At 73.6% G+C, this 18540-nt stretch carries 13 protein-coding genes; 6 read left to right on the forward strand and 7 right to left on the reverse strand.

What is annotated here, in order from left to right:
* The first annotated feature begins 29 nt into the window (after positions 1–29).
* Positions 30–1124 carry a dihydrodipicolinate reductase gene (locus tag DEJ50_RS01855; RefSeq protein WP_150205660.1) on the forward strand — a complete coding sequence of 365 codons (1095 nt, stop codon included), beginning with the start codon at positions 30–32 and terminating at the stop codon, positions 1122–1124.
* A complete protein-coding gene (locus tag DEJ50_RS01860) occupies positions 1124–1603 on the forward strand; it encodes a carboxymuconolactone decarboxylase family protein (RefSeq protein WP_150211824.1) in 480 nt (159 codons plus the stop codon). The genes DEJ50_RS01855 and DEJ50_RS01860 overlap by 1 nt, the downstream gene beginning before the upstream one ends.
* A gap of 48 nt (positions 1604–1651) precedes the next feature.
* Here DEJ50_RS01860 and DEJ50_RS01865 read toward each other — a convergent pair whose 3' ends face one another.
* The 3 genes from DEJ50_RS01865 to DEJ50_RS01875 all read right to left on the reverse strand — a co-directional run bounded on the left by DEJ50_RS01865 (position 1652) and on the right by DEJ50_RS01875 (position 4786).
* Complete coding sequence (locus DEJ50_RS01865; RefSeq protein ID WP_150205661.1) at positions 1652–3304, reverse strand: GMC oxidoreductase; 1653 nt, start codon at positions 3302–3304, stop codon at positions 1652–1654.
* A gap of 114 nt (positions 3305–3418) precedes the next feature.
* Positions 3419–3949, reverse strand: a complete 531-nt coding sequence (locus DEJ50_RS01870; RefSeq protein ID WP_150205662.1) for a DoxX family protein — start codon at positions 3947–3949, stop codon at positions 3419–3421.
* Positions 3950–3994: 45 nt separating this feature from the next.
* Positions 3995–4786, reverse strand: coding sequence for a dioxygenase (locus DEJ50_RS01875; RefSeq protein ID WP_150205663.1), 792 nt, complete (start codon positions 4784–4786; stop codon positions 3995–3997).
* 100 nt (positions 4787–4886) lie between these two features.
* Between DEJ50_RS01875 and DEJ50_RS01880 the strand changes: the two genes are divergently transcribed.
* A complete protein-coding gene (locus DEJ50_RS01880) occupies positions 4887–5351 on the forward strand; it encodes a MarR family winged helix-turn-helix transcriptional regulator (RefSeq protein WP_150205664.1) in 465 nt (154 codons plus the stop codon).
* Between the two features lie 22 nt (positions 5352–5373).
* Here the strand turns inward: DEJ50_RS01880 and DEJ50_RS01885 are convergent, their stop codons facing one another.
* The gene (locus DEJ50_RS01885) at positions 5374–7278 is read right to left on the reverse strand and encodes an FHA domain-containing protein (RefSeq protein WP_150205665.1); all 1905 of its coding nucleotides are present in this window, start codon (positions 7276–7278) and stop codon (positions 5374–5376) included.
* A 182-nt stretch (positions 7279–7460) separates the two neighbouring features.
* On the opposite strand from DEJ50_RS01885, the gene DEJ50_RS01890 reads away from it, so the two are divergent.
* The gene (locus tag DEJ50_RS01890) at positions 7461–8987 is read left to right on the forward strand and encodes a serine/threonine-protein kinase (RefSeq protein ID WP_150205666.1); all 1527 of its coding nucleotides are present in this window, start codon (positions 7461–7463) and stop codon (positions 8985–8987) included.
* A gap of 14 nt (positions 8988–9001) precedes the next feature.
* Here the strand turns inward: DEJ50_RS01890 and DEJ50_RS01895 are convergent, their stop codons facing one another.
* On the reverse strand, positions 9002–12142 hold the full coding sequence (locus tag DEJ50_RS01895; RefSeq protein ID WP_150205667.1) for an alpha-N-acetylglucosaminidase: 3141 nt from the start codon (positions 12140–12142) through the stop codon (positions 9002–9004).
* Between the two features lie 215 nt (positions 12143–12357).
* Here DEJ50_RS01895 and DEJ50_RS01900 point away from each other — a divergent pair, with 215 nt between their 5' ends.
* Both DEJ50_RS01900 and DEJ50_RS01905 read left to right on the forward strand, forming a co-directional pair.
* Complete coding sequence (locus tag DEJ50_RS01900; RefSeq protein WP_150205668.1) at positions 12358–12648, forward strand: FAD-dependent oxidoreductase; 291 nt, start codon at positions 12358–12360, stop codon at positions 12646–12648.
* Positions 12649–12793: 145 nt separating this feature from the next.
* The gene (locus tag DEJ50_RS01905) at positions 12794–14116 is read left to right on the forward strand and encodes an FAD-binding oxidoreductase (protein WP_223837528.1); all 1323 of its coding nucleotides are present in this window, start codon (positions 12794–12796) and stop codon (positions 14114–14116) included.
* Here the strand turns inward: DEJ50_RS01905 and DEJ50_RS01910 are convergent.
* Positions 14052–16715, reverse strand: a complete 2664-nt coding sequence (locus DEJ50_RS01910) for a DUF6493 family protein (RefSeq protein ID WP_150205670.1) — start codon at positions 16713–16715, stop codon at positions 14052–14054. The two genes, DEJ50_RS01905 and DEJ50_RS01910, sit on opposite strands and share 65 nt — an antisense overlap.
* Complete coding sequence (locus DEJ50_RS01915; RefSeq protein WP_150205671.1) at positions 16712–18142, reverse strand: SWIM zinc finger family protein; 1431 nt, start codon at positions 18140–18142, stop codon at positions 16712–16714. The genes DEJ50_RS01910 and DEJ50_RS01915 overlap by 4 nt, the downstream gene beginning before the upstream one ends.
* Positions 18143–18540 lie beyond the last annotated feature (398 nt).

The raw sequence follows: 18540 nt of genomic DNA on the forward strand, positions 1-18540 counted from the left end.
CGCAAGGGGTGCGCGCTACCCTCCGCCGCATGATTTCCACGGTTGTCTGGGGTACCGGCAACGTCGGACGTGCGGCCATACGTGCCGTCGAGGCCCACCCGAGGCTGAAACTCAACGCTGTGCTCGTCCACAATCCCGCCAAGGTCGGCCGCGATGCCGGCGAACTCGGCGGGCTCGACCACGAACTGGGGGTGGCGGCGACCGACGACATCGCCGCGGTGCTGGAGGCCGGTCCGCAGGCGGTGGTGTACGCCGCCTCCGGGGACATCCGGCCGGACGAGGCGCTCGCCGACATCGCCCGGGCCGTCCGGGCGGGGGCCGTGGTCGTGACCCCCGCCCTGTACCCGCTCTACGACCAGCGCAACGCCCCGCCCGAGTTCCGGGATCCGGTGCTGGCCGCCGTGGCGGAGGGCGGCGGCTCGCTGTTCGTCTCCGGGGTGGATCCCGGCTGGGGCAACGATGTGCTGCCGCTGCTGATCAGCGGGCTCGGCAGCCGGGTGGACGCCATCCGCTGCCAGGAGATCTTCGACTATTCGACGTACGAGCAACCCGACTCGGTCCGCTACCTGGTGGGCATGGGCCAGCCGATGGACTACCAGCCGCCGATGCTCCTCGAGTCGGTCCCCACCATGGTGTGGGGCGGTCAGATCCGGCTGATGGCCCGGGCCCTGGGGGTCGAGCTCGACGCCATCCGGGAGACCCTCGAGCGGCGCCCGCTGGAGACGACGGTGACCACCCGGACGATGGGCGAGTTCGAGGCCGGCACCCAGGGCGCGGTGCGGTTCGAGGTACAGGGCATCGTCGGGGGCGAACCCCGCATCGTCATCGAGCATGTGACCCGCATCCATCCCGCCTGCGCCCCGGACTGGCCGGTGCCGCCCGACGGTGCCGGGGCCCACCGGGTGATCATCGAGGGCCGTCCGCGGATCGAGGTCACGGTGGAGGCCACCGACGAGGGGGAGAACCGGTCGGCGGGCGGGAACGCCACCGCGGTGGGCCGGCTGGTGGGTGCCATCGACTGGCTGGTGGACGCGGAACCGGGACTCTACGACGCGCTGGACGTCCCCCTGCGTCCTGCGGTCGGAAAACTCGAAAGGCCCTCCACACACGGAAGGAAAGCATGATGCGGATCGACGTTCCCGAGGGGCAGCACCCGATCGAGTACGTGTGGGGCGACCTGGTCCCGGGCATCGGGATGGCCGCCGCCAACTTCTCGCTGTCCGTGTACGCCCATACGACCCTGGGGCTGCGCGAGTTCGAGGCGGCCCGGCTGCGCATCGCGCAGATCAACGGGTGTGTGTTCTGTCTGGACTGGCGGACCGAGCGGGACGGGGTGAAGGTCGAGGAGGAGTTCGCCGAGGCGGTCACGGAGTGGCGGACCACGGAGGCCTTCGACGACCGGACCCGGCTGGCCGCCGAGTACGCGGAGCGGTACGCCCTCGATCACCACGGTCTGGACGAGGAGTTCTGGGCCCGGATGACCGCGCACTACAGCCAGGTCGAGATCGTGGAGCTGAGCATGAGCATCGGCTCGTGGCTGGCGTTCGGGCGGCTCAACCATGTGCTGGGCCTCGACAGCGTGTGCGTGCTGCCGACGGGCTGACCGGGTGAGGGGGGCCGGCCGGTCGCACCGGCCGGCCCGCTGCCGCCGTCAGAGGTCGGTGGCGATGATCTTCTCGATATTGCGTTCGGCGAGGGCCGTGATGGTGACGAACGGGTTGACGCTGGCGTTGCCGGGGATCAGCGCGCCGTCGATCACGTACAGGCCGGAGTAGCCGTGCAGGCGGCCGTGGTTGTCGGTGGCCTTGTCGAGCACGGCGCCGCCGAGCGGGTGGTAGGTGAGGTGATCGCCCCAGATCTTGTAGGCGCCGAACAGGTCGGTCCGGTAGATCGTGCCCTCCTTGGCGTTGATCTTGTCGAAGATGGTCTTGGCCATGTCGATGGACGGCTGCTTCCAGGCGGTCTGCCAGTTCAGCTCGACCCGGCCGGCCGCTGCGTTCCAGGTGAACTCGGCGCGGTGCGGGTTCCTGGTGATGGACAGGTAGAACGAGGCGTACGTCTCGATGCCGGTGGGCAGCGGGGCGACCTCGGCGAAGGCTCCGCCGGCGGCCCAGTTGTCGATGCCGGCGGTGGGCATGGCGGACTGGAGTTTTCCGGTCGGGTCCCACATGTGGTTGGCCCGGCCGCACATGACGTTGCCGTTCTCGCCCCAGCCCTTGCCGATCTCGTTGTTGAGCCCGGGCAGGACGCCGGTGGCCTTGAGCCGGACGAGCAGTTTGCTGGTGCCGACGCTGCCGGCCGCGAAGAACACCCGGTCCGCGGTGACGGTCTTGACGGCGGTGGTGGTGCCGGTGGTGTCGATCTGTTCGATGGTCACGGTGTAGCCGCCGGCCGCCGCGGGGGCGACGGAGGTGACCTTGTGCAGCGGGGAGATCGCGACCCGGCCGGTGGCCCTGGCCAGGGCGAGATAGGTCTTCTGCATGTGCTTCTTGCCGTGGTTGTTGCCGTAGATGACCTCGCCCGCCAGGGCGGACTTCGGAGCGGTGCCGGCCTCCTCCCGCTTCATGTGGTCCCAGTCGTACACGTTGGGCACGAAGACGAAGGGGAACCCGGAGCGCTGGGCGTGCTTGCGGCCTACCCGTGCGTACTGGTAGCAGGGGGCGGACTCCCACCAGGCCTGGTCGACGGGGGTGACGCCGAGTCCGGCGTTGGCGCGCGGGTAGTAGGTGCCGTACATCTCGTCGGCGTTCACCGAGGGGAGCACGGCACCGAAGTTCTCCCGTTTGGGGGTGACGGCCATGCCTCCGTTGACCAGGGAGCCGCCGCCGACCCCGCGGCCCTGGTAGACGGTGATGCCGCCGAACTCCTCGGCGTCCAGGATGCCGGTGTAGCGCGGGACGTCCTTGTCCAGCGGGAAGCCGAGGAAGTTGCTCAGCGGCTGCTTGGTCCGGGTGCGCAGCCAGAACGAGCGGTAGTCGGGCTTGGTGGTGTTGGCGAAGATCTTGCCGTCGGAGCCCGGGGTGTCCCAGGCCATGCCCATCTCGATCATGTGGACGTCGACGCCGGCCTGGGCGAGCCGGAGGGCGGCCACCGAGCCGCCGTAGCCGGTGCCGACGATCAGGGCCGGGACGTGCTCTCCGCTGTCGATGGCAGGCCCGGCGGCGGGGATGACCGCCGGTCCCGCATACGCGGCGGAGCCGTGGCCGGCGAGGGCCACGGCTCCGAGAATAGAACCTGTTCCAGTGATGAATCCACGGCGGGATATGCCATTGGATCCGTGATTGCGGGGGGAGTTGGTATCCATGTGTCCTTCCTCACTCTTGGCGGAAGAGAAACGAGTTCTAGCCCCGCCCGTGAGGTAAGTCGATAGATACCGATTGGTAACTTTTGTCTGTACCAGCCCGTTGGCGACCCCAGGTCAGTCGCGGATCAGCAGGACGATCACGGCCAGGACGACGGCCAGCGCCAGGGCGAGCACACCGTGGATCAGGCGGTGGTTGCGGAGCACCGGCAGGTAGTGGTCCACGGCGAGCCGGCCCGGGCCGGTGAGAGCGAGGGTGGCGGCGGCGGCGACGATCAGGGCCTCGAACTCGATGCCCTCCTGCCCGATCACGGAGCCCACCCACTTGACCGAGATGGCGTTGATCATGACGCCGACGATCCCGGCGGCGGCCAGCGGGGTGACCAGGCCGAGGATCAGCCCCAGGCCGCCCAGGGTCTCGGTCAGGCCGGCGATGGTGGCCATGACCTCGCCCGCCGGGTAGCCCGCCTTGGAGAAGAAACCGCCGGTGCCCTTGATGCCGCCGCCGTCGAACCACATGAACAGCTTCTGGGTGCCGTGCACCACCATGATGGCGCCGAGTACGACGCGCAGGACCGGCAGGCCGACGTCGTAGGGGGTGAGGACGGGCGAGGTGCGGGCGGTGCCCGGGAGCGTGGTCGAGGTCATGGTCGTCAAGGTGCTTTCTGTGGGAGGGACAGGAACGGAGGACGGTCAGCCGAACTGGAGCGAGCGCTTGGCCAGCCCCATCCAGAAACCGTCCACCGGGGTGCGCTGGGCGCCGAGGTCTCCGGTGGCATCAGCAGCGCCCAGAGTGACGAAAAGCGGGGCGAAATGCTCGGTAGCCGGATGTGCGAGTCGGCTGGCCGGGGCGGTGTGCTCGAAGTCGAGGAGGGCGTCGACATCGCCGGCCGCCAGGGCTTCGCGACCCCAGGCGTCGAACTCGGCCGACCAGGCGGGCACCCCGGGACCGGAGTGCCGCAGGGCGGCGAGATTGTGGGTGAAGAAGCCGCTGCCGACGATCAGGACCCCTTCGTCGCGCAGCGGGGCGAGCCTGCGGCCGAGGTCCATCAGCCGGCGGGGATCCAGGGTGGGCATGGAGATCTGGAGCACCGGGACGTCCGCCGCGGGAAACATCTCGACCAGCGGTACATAGGCGCCGTGGTCCAGTCCGCGGTCCGGGATGTCCTGGACCGGGGTGCCGGGCGCGCGCAGCAGGGCACGGACGGCCCGGGCGAGCTCCGGGGCGCCCGGGGCCTCGTACCGGACCCGGTAGTAGTGCTCGGGGAAGCCCCAGAAGTCGTACACCAGCGGCACCCGCTCGGTGGAGCCGAGGGCGAGCGGGGCCTCCTCCCAGTGGGCGGAGACCACCAGGATCGCCCGGGGCCGGGGCAGCCCGGCGGACCAGGCGGCCAGCTGGCCCGGCCAGACCGGGTCGTCGGCCAGCGGGGGCGCGCCGTGACTGAGGTACAGCGCCGGCATCCGGCCGGCAACAGGTGCGGTCATGGCGGCAGCACTCCTTCCCGGAGTCGATGTTCAAATTCGAACCACTACCGTGACCCTATGACGTGATTCGAATTTGAACAAGCTGCCGTATCCTGGGCCCATGGCTGAGACGAGATGGCTGGACGAGGAAGAGATGCGCGCCTGGAAGGGCTTCCTGGCGGCGTCCGCCCTGCTGAACAGGCGGCTGGACCAGCAGCTCCGGGTGGATTCCGGCCTCTCGCACCCGCAGTACGAGATCCTCGTCCGGCTGTCCGCCGCACCCGACGGGGAGCTGCGCATGACCGAACTCGCCGATGCCCTGATCAACACCAAGAGCGGCCTCAGCTATCAGGTGACCCAGCTGGAGAAGGCCGGGCTGGTACGCCGGCGGACCTGCCCCTCCGATGTGCGGGGGGTCTTCGCCGTGCTCACCGAGGCGGGGCGGGCACAGCTGGTGGACGCCGCGCCCGGGCATGTGGAGGCCGTCCGGAACCTGCTGATCGACGTCCTGAGCCCGGAACAGCTCACCGCGATCGCCGACGGCCTGGGCGAGGTCAGCCGCCGCCTGCGCGAGCGTACGGACTGACCTCGGCCGCCGTCGGACACCCCTACTGGGACTGCGCGAGGACCCGGGGATCGGCCGGGCGCGGGACGAACACCGGGGATTCCGACTGGTAGAAGAGGTCGATGTCGGCCTCCTCACCGCCGACGATCAGGGTGTCCCAGGCGCCGCTCTCCCGCAGGGTGCGGAGGGTGGCGGGGGCGATCGGGGCCAGGTGCGAGCGGAGCTCCGCGTCCGTGGGCAGCCCGGGCAGCCGGGACCCCAGACGGGCCCGGATCCCGACCATCCGGTCCAGCAGCGCGTCCAGATCGCTCCCGTCCGCGGACCCGGCACCCGCACCGGCCTCGGCGCTGCGCGCGATGATGTCCTTGATGGCGCGGGTGACACCCTGCTCGTCGGTGGTCACCATGGCATTCCACGCCCGGCTCTTGTGCCGGTACTGGAGCATCGACATCGCCGCCTCGTGCCGGATGAAGTCGGCGTCCCGCAGCGGCCTGCCCTGCCAGGAGCGGCTGAGCGAGCGGGCCAGCGAAGTGGCGGAGGCGAGGCCGCTGTTGAGGCCGCGGCCGGGCCAGAAGTGGATGGCGTTGGCCGCATCGCCCAGCAGGAAGCCGTAGGTACCGGGACTGGTCGCGGTCGGCCGGTGCAACTGCGCGGTGAACCGCGGGCGCTGGACCATGTCCAGCCGGAACGAGGTGATCGCGGACAGGTCGTCCTCCGCCACCCCGAACAGCCGCAGGCCCTGCCGGATCTCCTTCCACAGCGGCGAACTGCGCAGCAGGGCGGGCAGGAAGAGGGTGCCGTGGGTGGGGCAGGCGAACTCGTTGTCCTCTTCCTGGCGGCTCATCAGACAGGGCCGGGTGGCGATGCACTCCTCGAAAACCTGGCGGACCGGGTCGATACCGATGACGTTCCTGGCCTCCTCCCGGGTGAGCCGCATGTTCAGGAAGCCCTCGCCGCGCAGCGAGTTGAGCAGAAACCGGTTCTGGGACACGGTGAGCAGCACGCTCATCGGGTCCGGCAGCTTCGACTTGACCCGCAGGCCCAGGACGATGTCCTGGAGGTGCTCGCCGTCGAGGGAGTAGATCGAGGCGTCGGCGGCGCCGAAGCGGTCGGCGTAGTGCTCGCGGGTGCGGGAGCGACCGCCCTCGCTGATGACCAGGACGTGTTCCTGGGTGATCCGGTTCTGCTGTTCCTCGACGTCGAAACGGCGGGGGACGAGGCGGATCGCCGGCCGCCGGTTCGCCAGGGCGAGCAGCCGGTCCTCGATGTGGGCAATCCGGATGTTGCGCGGCGGGCGTCCGTCGACCGAGTCCGGGCCGACCGGCCACATCTCGGAGTACGCGCCGGCGTCGTCGAACAGCGCACCGAGCACTTCCTCGGACAGGGCCAGGTACTGCCTGCTCTGGACGGTCACCACCTGCTGGCGGCGGAAGTTGCCCTGGGTCTCGTCCTTCCAGACGACCGCGGCGCCCTTCCTGGTCCAGCGCCCGTCGTAGACGGTGACGGCGGTCCGGCCGGGCAGCATCTCGTCCAGGGCCAGGGCGAAGGCCAGGCCCACCGGGCCGCCGCCGGTGACCGTGACCCGCAGCGTGCCGGGGTCCGCGGTGGCCGGTCGGGGGATGTCCAGGAGGGAGAGGTCCATCACCGTCTCCATGGCGTCCTGCCCCTCGTAGAGGAAGGTTTCATCGCCGATGCGTATGCAGTCGTTCGGGCGGAGCACGTGCCGGGTGATGCGCTGCTCGTTGACGTAGGTGCCGTTGCGGCTGTCCCGGTCGTAGAGGACGAACCCGGCGTCCTCCGCGAGGATCTCGGCGTGCAGCCGGGAGGCACTGGGGCTGACGATGACGACGCCGTTGTCGCTCTTGCGCCCGAAGCTGAGGGGCTCGTCGCCCAGAACCACGCTCTGCCCGGTGAAGGGACCGGTGCGCCCCACGATGACCGACGACACTCGACACTCCCTGATGAGGACTTGATGACGACTCGGCTGAAAACTGCCCGTACGAGACAACACGTCCCCACGAACCGGCTCGGTTCAACTTTTTCCCGGCATTTCTTGCGCACTGTTGAACCGGGCGCCCGGTCCGCACGTGATGTGCGCGTCGGCCGGCGATCAGAGGGAGAACCGCCCCCATGTACAACGAGGAATCCGAGACCGTGACGGAGACCGCGCTCGCGGGCACCACCGGGGCCGCGCCAGGGACCGCACCGGGGGCGGGGGGTGGGGAGCAGCTGGTCGCGGGCCGCTACCGGCTGCTGTCCCGGCTCGGCGAAGGCGGTATGGGCACCGTGTGGCGGGCGCGCGACGAGACCCTGCACCGGGAGGTCGCGCTCAAGGAGGTACGGGCCCCGGCCGGCCTGCGGGCCGAGGACATCGCGCGGATGTACCGCCGGCTGGAGCGCGAGGCGTGGGCGGCGGCCCGGATACCCGACCGCAATGTGGTCACGGTCCACGACGTGGTGATGGAGGACGGCCGGCCCTGGATCGTGATGGAGCTGGTCCGCGGGCAGTCGCTGGCCGGTCTGCTGGCGGCCGGTGGACCGCTCACCCCGCGGCACGCCGCGCACATCGGCGCCGAGGTGCTGAGCGCCTTGCGCGCCGCGCACGCCGTCGGAGTGGAGCACCGGGACGTGAAGCCGGCGAACGTGCTGCTCGCCGAGGACGGGCGGGTGGTGCTCGGCGACTTCGGTATCGCGATGGTCGAGGGCGGCACCGCCCTGACCCTGGCCGGCGAGGTGGTCGGCTCCCCCGAGTACCTGCCGCCGGAGCGGGCTCTGGGCCGCCCTTCGGTCCCCGAGTCGGACCTGTGGTCCCTCGGCGTGATGCTGTACGCGGCCGTGGAGGGGATCTCCCCGTTCCGGCAGGACACCGCGCTGGGCACGCTGCGGGCCGTGGTGGACGAGGAACCGCCGGAGCCGGCCCGGGCCGGCCCGCTCGCCCCGGTCATCGCCGGGCTGCTCCGCAAGGAACCCGCGGAGCGGACCCCCGCCGCCCAAGTGGCCGCGGCCCTGCGGGACATCGCCGGCGGGCCGGACGCCACCACGACCGCCGCCGGCGTCCTGCCGCGGCCCGCGGAAGCCGCCACCACGGCGGCGCCGGCGGTCGCGCGGCCTGCGGCGCCGGCCACGCCCACCCCCGCCGCACCCGCCGCACCCGCCGCACCCGGAACGTCGACCACGCACACCGCGCCCGCCGCGGACCCCGCCCCGCCCCGCAGGCGCCGTAGGACGGCCCTCGTCGCGGCCGGTGCGGCCTCCTGTGTCCTGATCGCCGCCGCAGTGGTTTATGCCGTCACCCGCGACGGCGAGGACGCCGCCCCCGGTCCGGGCGTACGGGTGTCGGTGGCCGGCGCGAACACGACCTACACCGGCACCTGTCCGATCCCCGAGGGGCGGGCGCCCGCGTTCACCGCGACGTTCACCGCGCCGGAGCCGACCCTGATCTCCTACCGCTGGGTGTCCGGCAACGGATCGGTGGTGGACCCGCACTGGCGCACCCTGTCGATCGGGGACGAGGCCGACCCGACGGGGCACGACACCGTGCGCCTGACGACCTGGGCGCAGGCCGGCACCCTGACCACCGGAATGGCCGTGGAACTCCAGAGCCCCGTCCGTACCACCTCCAACCCGGTGCCCTTCTCCCTCACCTGCACCGGCTGACCCCGTCCGGCCCCTTAGGGGGTGGGGGTCCGGCCGAGTTGCCAGCCGCTGAACCGGGCCGTGCCGCGGGCGCCGTTGCCGGCGTTGCCGGCGGTCATGAAGAGTCCGGCGTCCTGGCCGGCCGTGGCGCCGGGGACGGAGACGGTGGCGACGCTCTGCCAGGTGCGGCCCTCGTCCGTGGAGGAGCTCCCGGTGAAGGAGCCGCCCGGCAGCTTGGTGAGTTCCAGCAGGACGGGCGCCTTGACCCCGGTGATCCGGTGCAGGGAGTCCAGGGTGCCGTCGCCGTCGCTGTCCCAGGAGAGCACGACGCCGTGGGCCGGGGTGACGGCCAGGGTGAGGAACCCGGCGCTGCCCTGGCGGCCGAGCTCGTTGCGGACGGCGATGCCGGCCCGGGCCCAGCCGCCGGTGGAGTCCTGGGTGTCCACCCGCAGCCGCAGGACCGTGCCCTCGGTGAGGGCGGCCTCCCGGTAGGCGGTCCCGAACTGGGCGACGCGCCGCCACAGGTCCTCGCCCCCGCCGCTGATCGCGAACCGGTCGCCGGCCTGCCCGAACAGGGCCGCATTGGTGGTGTGGGTCTTCCAGCCCTCCCCGAGCGGTCCGGCCAGGACCAGCCCGGCCCGCTGGGTGACGGTGACCGGATCGCGGCCGGCCGGACCGTAGCGGGTGACGAGGGTGTACGGGACGGGTTGCAGGGGCTCGGTGAGGGGTACGGCCGGGGCGGCGATCTGCCACCTCACCCGGGCGCTCCCGCCGGGCTCCACGTCCGGCAGGGAGGTGTCCCCGAGGGCGGTGGCCTGCAGGCCGGTGAGGGTGAACTCGACCGGGCCGGTGGCCTGGAGGCCGTTGTGGTTGCGGAAGGCCGCGGTGAGGGTGGCGCTGCCGCCCGGGACGAGTGCCGACGGTTGCAGGGTGAGGGTGGTGAACGCCTGGTAGGGGGCCTCGGCCAGGGTTTCGTACACCCTGCGGGCGGTGCGGTACGGGTCGGAGGTCGGCCGGACCGGATGGCTGCGGGTCCGCTCGGTGGTCCAGGTCTCCTCGCGCGGGTAGAAGTCGAAGGCGGCGGGGGTGCGCTGCCCGGCCATTGCCTCGGCGTGCTCGTGCAGGAACTCCTCCCACAGGGGCAGGTGGAGGTCGCCGATCAGGCCGTGCCAGTCCCGGCCGGCGTAGTTGTTCAGGGTGACGGCGGCGGGCCGGCCGGCCCAGGTGGTGATCAGGGCGCGGGCGGTGCGTTCGAGTTCCACGGCTTCGGCGGGACTGCCGGACTGGCGTTTGGCGGCCTCCAGCCAGGGTCCCAGCAGGAAGTTCCGGTGGCAGCCGGCCACGGTGTCGCTCAGCCGCATCAGCTTCAGCCAGAGCGTGGACAGGGCGCGGAAGGTGTCGGCGTCCCGGCTGAGCCAGGCGGCGCGCAGGGAGGGGTGGAGGGTGCGGGAGCGGTTGGCGAGGGCCTGGCGGGTGAAGTCGGTGAGGTCGTGCCGGTAGGTGTCGGAGTCGCGCAGGGCGGGCGGGACCTCGAGCAGGGCGGCGAAGGCCCGGTCGAAGCCGGCCTGGTCGAACATGGTGCCGGAGGAGGAGAAGAGGCGGGGGCGGCGGGTGAAGAGCGAGTCGTGGGGGCGGCCGTCGCGGCCGGTCAGCCGGTAGGCGGTGGCGGCGAGTTCGGCGAACGCGGTCCGGGCGGCGGCGTCCTCGGCCCCGTAGCGGAACTCGGCGTAGCCCTCGAACCAGGCGGTCCGGTCCACCGTCTCCTTCCGCCAGGCGAGTTCGCTGAACAGCTCGAAGGCGGCGGGGTCCCGGCCGCTGGCCTCCGGCATGTAGGCGGTGCCGGTGAGGGCGCTGCCGGGCTTGTCGCGCCAGGCGGGGAACTTGCGCACCCACCGGTCGGTGTTGGCGCCGAGGGTGGTGCGACCGCCGAAGTTGGGGATGGTGCCGAAGGCGTACGGGGTGCCACCCCAGTCGCGGTCCCGGTCGGTGACGGTGTCCAGGTCGGAGATCCCGTCGACGATGAAGAGGCGGCGGCGGTCGACGGCGTCGAGGAGTTCGGGGAGCGGGTTGTGCTGCCAGCCCAGCAGCACCCAGGTGGCGCCGGGGTGGGCGGTCTGCAGGGTGCGTTCCACGGCACGGGCGGCTGCCGCGACCGGTACGTCGCCGGGGCTGCCGCCCTCGTGCAGCAGGTCCATCTTGAAGTGGCGTGCCTCGCCCAGGAGTTCTCGCTGGTGCCGGTAGAAGGAGGCGGCGACCTCGGTGAACGGCGGGGTGCGGGGGTCGAGCCAGTCGGGGCGGGGCAGCCCGCACCAGCTGCCCTGGGGGACCACCCGGGCGGTGGGGTTGCGGGTCATGAAGCCGTCCGGGACGGTGCCGAACCAGCCGGGCAGCACCGGGGACATGCCGTAGGCGCGCAGCCGGTCGGTGATCCGCCGGCCGAGGGCGGCGCGGCGGGCGAGGAGGCCGGTGGAGACCGGGCCGCCGTAGCCGCTGAGGTTCTGCAGCAGCCACCAGGGCTGATGAGAGGGGGCGGGCAGCCAGGCCCGGGCCTCTGCGTCGGAGTAGCCGAACTCCATCAGGACCCGGTGGTAGACGGCTTCCTGGCCGACGGTGACCAGGACTTGGTTGCAGCCGTGCAGGGCCAGGTCGTCGATCAGGCGTTCCCAGTGGGCCCAGTCGGCGTACGGACCGGTGTAGCCGTCGTGGGTGTCGTTGAGGGCGAACCGGTGCGGGACGGTGGCGGACCGCTCCAGCGGCCCGCGGGGGGCGGGCAGGACATCGGGCAGGTCGAGCCGGTCGCCCGCCCAGGAAAGGTGGGCCCGGCAGACGTACTTGAGGTACCAGTGCACGCCCGTGAGCAGCACCGCCGGTCCGGTTGCGGTGACTTCGATCCGGCCGTCGGTGCCGGCGACCCGGAACCGGTCGGGTCCGGTGCCGGCGGGTACGGTCCGCAGCACGAACTGGGCGGCGTGCCGGGGCAGCAGCCGGTGGAGGGCCTCGTGGGCGGTTGCGGTGCCGGGACCGCCGCGGCCGGGGACGGCGGGGGCGGCGGCGGGTTCGGGTGCGGGGGCGGGCAGCGGGGCCGCCGCGGCCGGGGGCGGGTCGCCCGGGAGTCCGGCGGCGAGTCCCACCGCCCCGGCCGCTCCGAGAACGGCGCGCCTCGACAGCATGTCCATCTGTGTGCTCCGTGGTACTGGGGTGACAACGGACACCTGCGCAGCGCAGGTTATGGCCTGGACCGGCCGGAGTACGGCAGGGACACGTAATACGCCGGGGGAAGGGGCTGGAACGGGGTGGTCCGGGGCGGGCGTTCGGCCGGACGGCTGGATGGTGCGGCGGGCCCGGACCGGCGGGCGGCCGGACGGGGACGGGTGCTGCGCGTAATGGGGTCATGGGTGTGCGGCGTCGGCAGGTGGTGCAGGGTGCGCTGGCGGCGTGCCTGTGGCCGGGCTCCCGGCGGGGCCCGGACTACCGGGCCCTCGGGGCGGCCCTGGACGGGCGGCTGGTGGTCGCCGGGGATGCCGGGTACGCGCTGGCCCGGCAGCTGTACCAGCCGCGGTACGACCGGGTCGCGCCCGGCGCGGTGGCGTATCCGGCGCACGACGGGGACGTGACGGTGTGCCTGGAGTTCGCCCGCCGGTCCGGGGTGCCGGCGGTGGCGCGCGGCGGCGGACACGGCTAGGGGGTGTCCGGTGGATCAGGGCCGGATAGGCCCGGGTCGTCTGGTGCCGTGGATTCCAAGGCGGAGGAGGGAGCCCACGCGGTGGGGGCACCTCCCAGCGGTAGCTGGGGGACGTCGGCGACCGACGACAACGCGGCAAGCCGCGGTGCTGGGGGTCCCCCCGGACGGAGTCTGGGGGAGGGCCGGGCCCGGCCATGATCCACCGGACACCCCCTGTGCGGGCTGGGCGGTCTGCCCGGGGCTGGTGGTGGATGTGGGGGCGATGGCGGAGGTGTCTCCGGGGAGCGGCGAGGTGCGGATCGGGGCGGGGGCGCGGCTCGGCGAGGTGCATGCCGTGCTGGCGGGCCGGGGGCTGGGGATTCCGGCCGGGCTGTGTCCGACGGTGGGGATCGCGGGGCTGGCCCTCGGCGGCGGGCTGGGGGTGGGCAGCCGGGCGTACGGGGCGACCAGTGACCGGCTGACGGGGGCCCGGGTGGTCACCGCCGACGGGATCGCGCGCGAGGTGGACGCCCGGCAGGATCCGGACCTGTTCTGGGCGCTGCGGGGCGGTGGCGGCGGGAACTTCGGGGTGGTCACCGAGTTCCGGTTCCGTACCCATGCGGTGGCGGCCTGCGGTGTTGCCGAGCTGGGCTGGGAGGCGCGGGACTCTGCCGCGGTGCTGGCCGGCTGGCAGCGCTGGCTCGGTGCGCTGCCCGATCCGGTGTGGAGCCAGGTCGAGTTCGTGCTCGACGGTACGGGGGTGCCGGGTCCCGCGGTGCGGATCGTGGCGCTGGACGGGCGGCGGGAGCTGGACCGCGAGGTCGGGCGGCTGACCGGCCTGGTGGGGGCGCAGCCGCGGAGCCACCATGCGGTGGAGCGCGGGTACGGGGACACCATGCGGGCGTTGTCGGGCTGCCTGGACCTGTCCCCCGCCGAGTGCCGGCTGCCCGGTGGGCTGCCGGGCCGGGATCCACGGGGCCGGCTGGGCCGGGAGGACTACACGGCACGGTCCGACTTCTGGGCGGCGGGCGGTCTGCCGGCGCCTGCCGTGGCGGAGGTGCTGGCCGCGCTGGGCCGGTATGCGGCGGAGGTGCCGGCCGGCGGGCGCGGAGTGGTGCAGTTCGACGGGGTCTGCGGGGGTGCCCTCAACCGGGTGGGGGCCGGCGCGACCGCCTTCGTGCACCGGGACAGCGCCTTCCTCGGGCAGTACCTGGTGTACTGGCCGCCCGGGGCCACCGCCGGGGAGGTGCTGCGGCACGAGGGCTGGCTGGACCGGCTGTGGCAGCAGCTACGGCCCTGGGCGAGCGGCCGGGCCTACCAGAACTACGCCGATCCGAAGCTGGCCGGCTGGGCCCGGGCCTATTACGGGCCGAACCTGCCCCGGCTGGAGCAGGTCAAGCGCGTCTACGATCCGGGCCGGCTGTTCAGCTTCCCGCAGGCGGTGCCGGGTGGGAGCGCAGGGCGGCGCGCAGCCGGCCGGCCTGGGTGACCAGCCGGGTCCGGCCGCCCCGGTCCGCGGTCGCGTCGAGCCCGGCGGGTTCGGGGCCCTGGGCGCGGCACTGCTCCGCGCAGTCGGCGGCGACCGCGAGGAGTTCCCCGGCGGCGGCTGCCTGGAGGGTGCCGTCGAGTGCCGGGGCCAGCGCGCCGGCCAGCACCGACCAGGTGGTGGCGTACGCTCCGGTCGCGGCGGCGGTGCGGAGGGAGTCGGCGAGCCGGTTGGCCTTCACGGCGCCCAGGGTGAGCAGTTCGGCGAGGTCGGTGCCGAGCCGTACGGGGTCCAGGTCGCCGCGGGCGGCCAGGGTGAGCAGGGCGTCGACCGCGGCCAGCCGGTCCTCGGGGTACCGGGCGCCGAGGGCGTAGGCGACGGCCAGGTGCAGGGCCTCGCCGGCCGGTCCGCCGGCTTCCGCCAGCCGGGCCAGCGCCTCCGCCGCTCCGCGGTCGTCATAGCCGGCGGCGCAGCCGGAGAGTTCCGGGAGGAGCCAGGCGGCCAGGGTCTCCCGGTCCTCGGGCAGCACCGCGAGGTCGTTCGGGGAGGGCCGCCACCAGCAGCTGATGAGTCCGCTGCGGGGCCGCCCCAACGCCTCGAACACCTCGGGGAACTCCCCTCGGCCGAAACGGCGTTCGCCCGTGTCCAGGACGAGATGGGGGACGTCGAACCCATGGTTGCCGAACGTGTACCCGAACCGGTGGTCCCGGGGCGGGACGGTGGCGCGGGTCAGGGCGGGCGGTGCGCCCGCGGTGCCCAGCCAGGCGGCGAGCCGGTCGCCCTCGCGGGTGCCGAGGGCGGTGGCCGCGGGGACGGCGGCCGGGTCCCGGCGGACCCGGAACAGGGCCTGGGCGAAGTCGGCGGCGGCGGGTTCGATGCCGAGCCGGTGGTAGGCGGCGAGCCGGCCGATCAGCTCCTCCGGGTCGATGGAGCCGGTCTCCCACACCGGGGTGGCCAGCAGGAACGGCAGGGGGGCGGACCGGATGCGGTCGGCCACCTCGCGCAGCCGGGCGGCCGGCACCTGTTCCAGGGCGGCATGGGCGCAGTGCTTGTGGAAATCCGGGGCAGCAACGGCATGCCCGGCCCGCCGGTTCCGCGGGGCAATCCGGTCCAGGACGGCGGCGGCGACGAGGTCCAGGCCGCCCAGGCGGCCGGCGTCCGGCTGCTCCCCGTCGAGCCACCACCGGCCCGCCAACGCGAGGCGCAGCGCCTCGGCGAGCGCCGTACGGTCCAGGTGGGCGTGGCGGACCAGCCCGTCGAGGGCGCGTTCGAACTCGGCGACGGTCTGGGTAAGCGATGTGACCACGGCTGCGACGAGCTCCACGGTCTCGGCGACCGTGGCGGGGGACGGCGCGAGCGGGACGGGAACCGGGTGCGACGGCAGCGTCTCCCGATAGGGCTCGGTGTCCCCGGCGGTCGTGCTCGCGCCGAACAGCTCCTCGGCCAGGGCCCGGTGGACCGGGCTGAGCAGCCCGGCGCTGTCGGCGAGTTCGGCGCGCAGCGCCTGGTCCGCGCGGAGGTGGGGGGCGGCGAGCTTCAGGGCGCGTCCCTGGATGTCGGTGTCGGGGTGGCCGAACGCCCCGGCGAGCACCGGCAGGAGTTCACCGGCGGCGGCCGGATCGCTGCGCAGAATCCGCCCCAGCAGCACCAGTTGGGTGCGTACGTGCTTCTTCTCCGGGCGGAACAGCGCGGCCTGGGACATCTCGGCGAGCAGGGTGGTGTCGAGCTGTCCGGCCTCGGCCAGCCGGGCGAGGATCTGCTGGGCGTGGCCGGCGACCGCCGAGGGGGCGTCGGAGGCCAGGGCGAGCCAGTCGGCGGTCCGCTCCCGTTCCTCGTCCACGGTGAGGTTCAGGCGCTGGAGGAGGACGAGGTAGTACTTGAGGTGGGCGGCCGATCCGCCGCGCAGGAGGCGGCCGGTGCAGCCGTCGAGCAGGGTGGCGCGGTCCAGGGTGCCGTCCTCGGCGAGGGCGGTCAGGGCGGCGGGCCAGTGGTCGGGGTCCTCCGGGTCGAACCGCGCGGAGAAGGCGGCAACGGGTTCGGCGGTCTCGAAGAGGCGGGGCGCCAGGTCCCGGACGTGCGGGTCGCGCCGCAGGGCGTCGGCGAGGGGGACGGAAGGGCGACGGCGGGGACCACGGGTCCAGCCGCCGGCGGCGAGCGCCCACCCCTCGACATAGCCGTCGGTGAGCGGTGCGGGGCAGCCGGCCAGCCGGACGAGTTCGCTGATCAGCGGGTAGTCCTCGCGGGCGGTGGCGGCCCGGCCGGCCAGCCGGTGGGCGAGGTCGCCGAGCCACTCCGGTGCGCGGCCGGAGAGCAGGTCCAGCAGGGTGTCGTGCGGGAGGCCCTGCCAGGTGCGCAGGTCGCGGGCGCCGATCCAGGCGGCGGCAGCCGCGGCTCCGGTGTGGCAACCGGTTCCGGCGATGAGCAGGGCCCGGCCACGGACGTCCCGCTCCTGCCAGCGGCTCCAGTCCCAGCCGCGCATCTCGCGGCGCAGTTCCTTCAGTTCGGCGAGCAGGTCGCGGCGCTGGATGCGGTCGAGGTCCTTGAGGAGGCCGGGGATCTCGGCGGTGCGGCCGTCGCGGACGGCTTCGAGAACGGCGTTCATCGGGTGGCTCCGGTCGTGGTGGCAGTGGTCGTGGCGGTGGTCGTACGGTCCGTGGTGGCGGTGGCGGCGGCTCGCTGGGCCATCCGGGTGGCGAGGGCATGCTTGCAGGGGCCGCGGCGGCCCCGGTAGTCGGCCCACCACTGGCAGGTGCAGCCGAGTGCCCCGCCGGATTCACGGACCTGGTAGCGGCGTTCGCCGGAGGTGACGAGGGCGGTGCCGGAGCCGCCGAGGGCGACCGCTCCGGCCTCCAGCAGGGCGCGGGCGGCGGTCAGCCGCGGGTTGTGGCGTTCGGCGCGCCGGGCGTCGTAGGGGAGTTCGCGGTGGAAGTAGGCGGCGTCGGCGATGTCGTAGCCGACCCGGCCGGCCGTGCCGAGGCGGGCGAGGGCCGCCCGGACCCGGGGCACCGGAAGACCCGACTGCCCGGCCAGCTCGGCCGGGTCGATCCGCGGTTCCCAGGCGAGCAGCACCGAGATCAGCTCGGCGTCGTCGGCGGCCTCGTCGGTGGCGAGGGCCTCCAGCACCCCGCCCTCGCCGGAGAACCCGCGGTCGGCCTCCGGGGAGAGGGTGAGGGTGAGCCGCATCCCCGGCAGGGTGAGCTCCCATGCGCTCGCGGTGGGCAGGGCGCCGTCCGGGGCGGGCCCGTACACGCGCAGGCCGGTGGCGTGCCGGAGCACCTGCTGGAGGGCGGCCAGGCGCTCGGGCCCGGGCAGGCAGACCGTGCCGGGGACCGGGCGGGTGGTGGGCCGCAGGGTGCGGCCGGCCGGGAGCACCCACATCGGGCCGCCCGCGGAGCCGCCGCCCGGTCCGGTGCGCGGGAGCGAGCGGAGGAACCGTACGGCCTCGGCGGCGGGCAGTTCGGCGCGCAGGTCGAAACCGGTGGTGGCGACCTGGGATTCGGCGAAGCCGCGGAGCCAGCGGTCGGGCAGCGGAACCTTCTTCTCCACCACCGGCCCGTCGAGGGTGGTCACCGCCATCTCGTCCGGTCCGACCCGCAGGTGCAGCGGGTCGTTCCCGGTCAGCCGGGACAGGGCCGCGCGCAGCGGGTGGTTGACGTCCACGTTGGTGGTGCCGTGGCCGGTGTCGGCGCCGCGCAGTCCCTCGGGCAGGACATCGAGCCGGGCGTACACCCCGCAGCAGCCGGAGAAGGACTCGAAGCGCAGCCGGTCTCCGTTGCCGGTGACCACCGGGTCGAGGGAGGCCCGCAGGGTGCGCCGGTAGTAGCGGGCGGCTGCCACGTCGGCGACCGCGAGCAGGGCGCGGGCCGCGGCCTGAGGCGCGTTCAGGAACCCGGCGAAGAACCGGGGATGGGCCTCCGCCCCGACCGGGGTCAGACCGCCCGCGGTCTCCAGACCGAGGGTCCGGCCGGCGGCGGAGGAGGTCAGGGCGGACGGGCGGGCATAGGCGAAGGTGTGAGCGGTTCGCGTCATGTCCCGGAACGCTAGGCGTGACCTCTGACAACGCGGTCGCCTGGCGGCGGCCGACGGATGGTCAGCCCGGCCCGGCGCCCGTACCACGACCCCGCCCGGGCCCGGCGAACCCCCGGCGCCAAGCGCGCATCGGCTACCAGCCGAAGACCGGCCCGGGCCAGGCGCGACGCCCGCCCCACGGGCCCACCACAGCCCGACGAAACCCCGACGCCAAGCGCGCATCGGCTACCAGCCGAAGACCGGCCCGGGCCAGGCGCGACGCCCGCCCCACGGGCCCACCACAGCCCGACGAAACCCCGACGCCAAACGCGCCTCGGCTACCAGCCGAAGGCCGGCCCGGCCCGGCTGCCGCGCCGCGGGATCATGCGCCTTCGGCGAAGCCGGCGCCCCCGGTACGG

The organism is Streptomyces venezuelae, assembly GCF_008642295.1.
Lineage (GTDB): Bacteria > Actinomycetota > Actinomycetes > Streptomycetales > Streptomycetaceae > Streptomyces > Streptomyces venezuelae_C.